This is a genomic window from Ruthenibacterium sp. (genome assembly GCF_017421385.1).
Lineage (GTDB): Bacteria > Bacillota > Clostridia > Oscillospirales > Ruminococcaceae > Ruthenibacterium > Ruthenibacterium lactatiformans.
Window position 1 is genome coordinate 1 of record NZ_JAFOIN010000069.1, and the last position, 6369, is coordinate 6369.

3 protein-coding genes and 1 pseudogene are annotated in these 6369 nt (G+C 60.4%); all 4 read right to left on the reverse strand.

The window, feature by feature from the left end:
• Positions 1–126: pseudogene (locus IIY41_RS07140) on the reverse strand (5-dehydro-4-deoxy-D-glucuronate isomerase); the annotation flags it as partial.
• Between the two features lie 549 nt (positions 127–675).
• A complete protein-coding gene (locus IIY41_RS07145; RefSeq protein ID WP_009322414.1) occupies positions 676–1506 on the reverse strand; it encodes a carbohydrate ABC transporter permease in 831 nt (276 codons plus the stop codon).
• Positions 1506–2387: a carbohydrate ABC transporter permease gene (locus tag IIY41_RS07150; protein ID WP_009322415.1), complete on the reverse strand. Its 882-nt coding sequence runs from the start codon at positions 2385–2387 to the stop codon at positions 1506–1508. Before IIY41_RS07150 ends, IIY41_RS07145 begins: the two co-directional genes overlap by 1 nt.
• A 507-nt stretch (positions 2388–2894) precedes the next feature.
• Positions 2895–6044, reverse strand: a complete 3150-nt coding sequence (locus tag IIY41_RS07155; protein WP_058723021.1) for an alpha-mannosidase — start codon at positions 6042–6044, stop codon at positions 2895–2897.
• Between the last annotated feature and the right edge of the window lie 325 nt (positions 6045–6369).

The window sequence follows — 6369 nt, forward strand, 5'->3', positions numbered from 1 at the left end:
CACATGGCTGTACACCGCCACCACTTCGTTTGCCGCATACAGGTTCTCGATCAGAAACTCTTTGCGCGTCTCCTCTGTTGTATAGCGCTTGAAGTCCCGCTGGTTGCTTGAATATCGGATTTCCATTGTTTTTGCTCCTTTCGGTTGTGTGATGGTATCGGGAAAGGCGCCGCGCACCGCGGCGCTGTCTGTATTGCACCATGCTTCCAGGCTCATGCCTCGCCTACCGCTGTGTTCACGTCAAAGCCTGGTATCTATGCCGCTAAACGCATAGCTGCGACAGCGGCGGGCCTGAGGTTAGTATACCATGTTTCTAAACTCACACTTCGCGTACCGCTCGTGTTCACTAAGAAACATGGTATCGATGCCGCTAAACTCATGCTTCGCCTGCGGCTCGCATTCGTTAACCGGACATATTATACCATGACGCCGCGCAGCGGCCACAACAAAACCGCACGTGCTGCGGTTTTGGATGGTTCAATGTTCTCAAGGCCCTGTGCGCCGGCACAGAAGCGTGTGCTTTGCACACGCGCAGCCGCGCAAGCGGCGGCTTTGAGATTATTATACCATATATGGCCGCCCCGTGTACCGGCGGGGCGGCCATAACTTTACAATTTCTATAATAAAAAACCGTGCTGCGCGCTCCGGCGGCCCCGCGGGGGCTGTAAAAACAGGTCAGCCCTTTACGCCGGAGGCGGAGATGCCGCCAATGATATATTTTTGCAGGAAGATAAAAATCACGATGACGGGAAGGATGGACAGCACGGAGGCTGCCAGGATAGAACTCCAGTCAACGCCCAGATTGCCGATAAAGTTTTTGATGGCGATCTGGATGGTGTATTTCTTTTGATCAGACAGCACCAGCAGCGGCAGAATGTAATCGTTCCAGCGCCACATAAAGCTGAAAATGGTGAGCGTCACGGTGACGGACGAACCGAGCGGGAACATGATGCGAGTGAAGATCTGCAGCTCGTTCGCACCGTCGATGCGCGCGGCCTCCACGAAAGAGAGCGGGATGGACATATAGTGCTGACGGTACATGAAGATACCGGTGGTCGTGGTGACGACGGGAAGGATGACGCCCCAGATGTTGTTGTACAGGCCCAGCGCGCTGATGACGGAGAACTGGGGCACGGTGAGCGTCTCGCCCGGGATGAGCGTGCCCAGCAGGAACACGCCGAACACCAGGTTGACATACTTGATCTCAAAGCGGTAGATGGCCAGCGCGTAACCGCACATGGAGCTGATGACCAGCGTGATGAGCGTGCCTACGACAGCCAGGAACAGGCTGTTCTTTACATAACCCATGAAGCCGCCCGCCAGCACAGAGGCGTAATGCTCGACCGTGGGGTCCTGGGAAAACAGGTGCAGCGGATAGCTGAACAGCTCGCCCGAAGGCTTGAAGGAGCTGAGCACCATCCAGACGATGGGAAACACGACGATTACCGCGATGAGCACGGAAAGAACCGTAAGGGGAATGCTTACCTTCTGTTTGCGTTCAGCCATCAGGTCTCACCTCCGTTGTTGACTTTGAACTGGGCGTATGCGATCAGCGCAAACACGATCATCACGACAGTGGAAATAGCGGACGCATAGCCGTATTCCATCTGATTGAAGCCCTTGTCAAAGATGTACTGGATGATATAGGTGGTGCTCAGGCCGGGGCCGCCCTGCGTGATGCCCTGTACCAAAGCGTATTCCTTGAGCAGGTTTACCGTGGAAAGCAGCACTACAAGGAACGTGGTGGGGCTGAGCATGGGCACCGTGATGCGCAGGAAAGACTGGAAGCTGTTGGCGCCGTCGATGCTGGCGGCCTCGTACAGGTCCGGTGAGATGTTGTTGATGCCGCCCACATAAATGATCATATTGAAGCCGATGGAGGCCCACACGGAGGCGAAGCCGATGACGAACGTGGCAAGCCCGGAGTTGAGCGACCATTCCAGCGGGGTGCCGCCGAAGGACTGGATGATGAAGTTGATAAGGCCGTATTCCTGGCTGAACATCCAGTTGATGGTGATGCCGACGACCAGGGCGCTCATCAGCACCGGGATGTAGATCATGGTGCGGGACAGGCTCTTGAGGCGTACACGGGGCGAGGTGACGAGCACTGCGATGAGCAGAGGGATGATCACGCGGAAGGGCAGGCAGCAGATGGTGTACACCAGCGTGCGGCCCATGGACGCGTAGAATTTGGAATCCTTAAACAGTGTGATATAGTTTTTGATGCCGACGAAGTCCATGACCTTCCAGCCATCGTAGTTCGTGAACGAGAACGCGATGCTCAGGACCAGCGGCAGCAGGAAAAAGATGCCGAACAGGATGCAGCAGGGCGCTACAAAGGCCCAGAATGCACCTGTATGCCTCAGCGATGATTTTTTCTTCAGCATTGCCATTCCTCCTATAATTTCAGTTTTTCCCGGCCGTTGTGCTTTATCACCATAAATTCACTGCGGGCGGGCCCCATTTCTGTGGTTTGAGTATAGCATTTTCTGCTCCGCAAGCTCTACTACTATTTTGCTTGTTTTGGTGCTGCTCTATTGCATTTTTTGCGTTATCGACGGTGAAAAGGCAGGAAGAGGGAAAGAAATGCAGCGGTTTGCCTAAATATGATAATAATATATTGTGCATAAATGCAAAAGTGGGGTTTTGGGAAAATTTGTTTTCCCGCCTCCCGGCTTTGGCCCTGTTCGGCGAAAAACAGCGGCCTTCCATGCTCTTTTCCAATTCTGCCGCACCGCTTTGCCGCCTTGGGGCAATATAGTAAAGCAGGTAAGTTATCCCCGTTGGAAAGAGCTGTTTTCTGTGGTGCCGTAAACGGCAGGCCCAACGCATGACGGGCCGCAGAGCAAAAAAACACCGGGACCTCATTTGGCAGGGTCCCGGTGTTTTGCTTGTTATGCGAGCTCGATGCGGAATGTTTTAAACTCGAAGGGACGGATCTGAAAGGGGATGCCGCCGTTTTCCGGTACCGCCGCTTCGCCGCAGGCGTCCTCCATGGCGGTGCAGGGCGTGACGGCGCGCGTGCTGCCGGGCACGGACAAAACGGCGCGGGTGCGCATGCCCCAGGCCTCGTACAGGCGCACGATGATGCCATTGCCGTCCTCGGCGCGCTTCACCGCCTCCACCACGACGCCCGGCGCGTCCACGGAGACGAAGGAGTAGCTTTCCGGCAGCGGGCCGTCCTGCGCGGCCAGAGGCCGGGCGTAAGCCGGGCAGTTCAGCGCGTAGCCCTCGCGCACCACGCCGCCTGTGCGGTAATCGCCCTCGTGGGGCAGCAGCGCGTAAGTGAACGTATGCGCACCGCGGTCCGCGTTGGGGTTGGGATGCGTGGGCGCACGCAGAAGCGACAGGCGCATCACGCCGTCGTGGATGTCGCAGCCGTATTTGCAGTCGTTCAGCAAAGCCACGCCGTAGCCTGCCTCGGAGAGGTCGGCCCATTTGTGCGCGCACACTTCAAAGCGTGCCGCGTCCCAGCTGGTGTTGCGGTGGGTGTCCCGCTCAATGCTGCCGAACTGGATGTCGTACCGCGCGCGGGTGGCATATACGTCCACGGGGAACGCGGCCTTGAGCAGCGCGTGCTCCTCGTGCCAGTCCACATGGGTGATAAAGTCGATGCGCCGGGTGTGCGGATAGAACACGATGCGCTGCTCCATTGCGGAGCGGGAAAACGCGCGCTTTACCAGCACACAGCAGCGCACGGCGCTGTTTTCTTCCACGCTCAGCTCGGCAGGGCCGTCCAGCTCCCACATGTGTTCGGAATAGTATTGCTCCAGGTTCCACGCGTCGTAGTTGTCGGGACGATCCTCGAACATCTGGAACACATTGCCCCGTGCGCCTGGCTTGAGCACCTCGCGCCGGGCCGCGATGTCGTACAGACGGGTGAATGCGCCGCAGGCGTCCAGCTCCGCTTCATAGAAAGGCGTGGTAATGCGCCGCCCGTCTTCGGAGACCTGCGCAAAGGGAACGGGCGCAGAGGCACAGCCGGCAAAGCGGTAGTGCCGCCAGCCCTTGGCGGGCAGCTCTGCGGCCACAAAGCACAGCTCGCCGTCCGCCCAGCGGAAGGGCAAGGGACGGCCGTCGGCCAGCACGCCCGCGACAGGCGCTTCCACAGGCACGCGCACCAGCGCGTCCCGTGCAAAGCCGAGCTGGTTGAACACCAGAACGCCGTCGCCGTCTGCGCGCACCAGCGCGGCCAGCGCGTTTTGCGCATCGCCGATGAGCGCGGCGTCGGAGGCCAGCACCTGCTCATACTGCTCCATGGAATCCTCGTACACCTTTTCAATGGAGGATCCGGGCAGGATATCGTGGAACTGGTTGAGCAGCGTCAGCTCCCAGTTGTGGGCCAGCGCTTCGGCGGGATAGGCATGGGCTGTGCCGCAAGCCAGATTCAGCGCGCTGAACAGCTCCGCGTCGGCGTTTTTGAACTCGGCCAGGCGGTTGTAGCGCTTGTTGCGTGCCATGGTGGTGAATACGCCGCGGTGGTATTCAAAATAGAACTCGCCGCACCAGCAGGGCACGTCCTGTCCGGCAAGGCGGCGTTCCAGCTCTTCAAAGAACGCCAGCGAAGTGCTTTGGCGTGTGCGGGGCGCGCCGGGGATGCCGTAAGCAAGGCGGCGCTGCAGCTCCAGCATCTCGGCCGTGGGGCCGCCGCCGCCGTCGCCGTAGCCGTAGCATTGCAGCACGTCGTCCGTCAGCGTCCTGTCCTGGAAGCGCTGCCAGCAGCCCATCACCTGCCTGGGCGCGAGAATGCCGTTGTAGGTGGTGTTAAACGAGGGGTTGGGGTCCTTGTCCGGCTTTTTGACGTAATCTTTTGTGGAGATGAAATAAGCCAGCACCTCGCTGCCGTCGATGCCGCGCCAGTGCGTCACATCGTGGGGCATCATGTCGGTGTCGTTCCAGGCCAGCTTCGTTGTCATGAAGTAATCCGCCCCGCACTGCTTCATGATCTGCGGCAGCGCGCCGCTGAAGCCGAAGGCGTCCGGCAGCCACAGAATGCGGTTCTCACGGCCGAACGCATCGCGGAAGAACCGCTTGCCGTGCAAAAACTGGCGCACCAGGCTTTCGCCCGAGGACATGTTGCAGTCGGCCTCCAGCCACATGCCGCCCTCCGGCTCCCACCGGCCCTGGGCCACGCGCGCCCGGATGCGCTCATACAGGGCCGGGCAGTCGCGCTTGACGAAATCGTAAAGCTGGGGCTGGCTGGACATAAAGGTGTATTCGGGATAGCGTTCCATCAGGTAATCCACGCTGGCAAAGCTGCGGATGGCCTTTTCCCGCGTTTGGGCAAGGCTCCACAGCCACGCCACGTCGATGTGCGTGTGGCCCACGCAGGCTTCGGTGGCGTCTGTCCGGCCGCAGAAGCCGTCGTAAAATTCCGTGCGCAGATACTCGCGCGCGTCCCGCACGCTTTGGGCGAAGGCTCCGCTGTCCAGGTCCCGCAGGTCCAGCAGGTTGAGGGCGCGGTTCAGGTGCTTCATGATGCCGATGGCACGCGTGTCGTCATCCGCAAGAAGCGCGCACACCTCGTACGGGGCGCGCAGGTCATAGTAAAGCCCCGTTACGTCGTCGTCGCGCTCGGCGGTCTCCACGCGCAGGAACACATCCCGCGCGGGTGTGTTGCAGTAGACGTACAGCGCCAGCTCGTGGCTTTCGCCGGGAACCGCGCAGGCTGCAAGGTCGAACTCGTTGTGGTTTACGTCCAGCCCGCATACCAGCCGGCCGTCCACATAGGCCAGAAACTGGGGATTGTTGTTGTTCCAGATATCGGAGGCGCCGGTGGATACCAGACAGACCACGCGTTTTCCGGCGCTGGCCTCGGGCAGCGTTACCGTGCCTTTGAAGCAGTGGTGCGCCTCCAGCCCGCCGAAAGCGTCGCCGGGGGCAAAGGGCTCCCAGCTTGCGGCATCGGCGTGTACGGTGTCCCAGCCGTGGTAGGCGCATTCGGTGCGGCGCAGGCCCTCCACCGGTGTGCGCCCGCGCAGGGAGCGTTCCTTCAGCGCCTTCAAAATGGGAGGCATGCGGTGGCGCAGTTGTTCAGTCGTCATGTGTTTCCCTCTCTTTCTCACGGGGCGTGCGGTGCGCGCCCCGGCTGTTCCGTTCCATCCCGCCGCCGCGCGGCGGCCACGGCGCATCCGCCGTGTTTTAGGCGCACCCATTATAGCACGCGCCGGAGCGCCTGGCTATCCGTTTTTTGCTTTGCTTGCGGCGGCAAGCTTGCATTCGTTGCTTTGCGGCGCACCCCTGCGCAAGCCCGCGCCGTGCCGCTCCGCCGTCAGCCGCTGCCGAGCAGGGCGTCCAGAGAGCGCTCGAACACCGTGGCCGCCGCGCCGATGACGCCCGCGTCCGCGCTCACCGAAGGCTCCACGCGCA